We start from the raw sequence: 1099 nt of genomic DNA on the forward strand, positions 1-1099 counted from the left end.
GGCGGATTCAACATTGAAGTGCATAACGACTAAGCAGCTATAGCTACCATATGTTCAGCCATTAATTTGGCTGGCGTTTTGTAATTTAGTTTCTTTCTTGGCCTTTCATTCAATTTAACTATTACATCTTCAACTTCTGATTGCGATACTTTTTTAAAGTCCGTTGATTTCGGCCAATATTGTCGTAACAAACCATTCGTATTTTCATTCAAACCTCTTTGCCACGAACAATAAGGATCTGCAAAATAAACACCACAGTTTAAATATTCGGTCATCACTTCATGATACGCAAATTCTTTACCATTATCAGCGGTGATCGTAAATATCGCACCTTTGAATGGTTGCAATAAAGCAATCGTAGCAGCAGTCACTGATTTAGCCGATTTGTCATCAACACGCATCGATACTGTAAAGCTGGTTTTTCGTTCGACGATAGTGACTAACGCACCACTGTGCCCCTTACCGATGACCAAATCTATTTCCCAATCTCCCACTCTATTTTTGTTATCAACATCCTTTGGACGTTCATCAATGCTTACTCGGTTTTTGATAAAACCTCTACCTGCTTGCTTATCCTTACTACGGGACTGATAAGCTTTGCCTTTTCTACGGAGGTATTGAAATAACTGACCTCCACGTTTCTTATCAGACCAAATATAAAGATAAATCGTTTCATGGCTAATCCGCACCTTGTGCTCTTCTCGCAACCATCCTGATATTTGCTCGGGACTCCATTCGAGTCGAATCTTTGAGTTAATTAGTGCAATGAGGCTACTCGTCATTTTAATTGCTTTACGAGAATGTAATCGACGATGATGTGCAAACGATTGGGCTTGTTTAATACGATATCCTCGCTTACCTGTATTACGAGAAAGCTCTCTACTGATAGTTGATTGACTGACTTTTAACTGTTGCGCAATTTTATTTTGACTCAGACCTATTTTCTTTAAAGCATAAATCTGGCATCTTAGCCCATAGGTCAGTTGTTTATATGTTTTCATTGTTGCATCTCTTGCCGGAGAAAAAGCGATAAGCATATATTCAGCTGGCCGCTTTTTCTACCAATTCAAGTTATGCACTTATAATCTGAATCCAAGAC

The 1099-nt window shown here is 38.7% G+C and carries 1 protein-coding gene; it reads right to left on the reverse strand.

The window, feature by feature from the left end; genetic code table 11:
• Window positions 1–29: 29 nt before the first annotated feature.
• Window positions 30–1001, reverse strand: coding sequence for an IS30 family transposase (locus MT391_RS20645; protein WP_499499969.1), 972 nt, complete (start codon window positions 999–1001; stop codon window positions 30–32).
• Window positions 1002–1099 lie beyond the last annotated feature (98 nt).

It is taken from the genome of Vibrio sp. 1-Bac 57 (assembly GCF_037546855.1).
Classification (GTDB): domain Bacteria; phylum Pseudomonadota; class Gammaproteobacteria; order Enterobacterales; family Psychromonadaceae; genus Psychromonas.

Coding starts and splice junctions, on each gene's coding strand:
- MT391_RS20645 (WP_499499969.1), bottom strand. CDS start 1,001: ATGAAAACATATAAACAACTGACCTATGGGCTAAGATGCCAGATTTAT.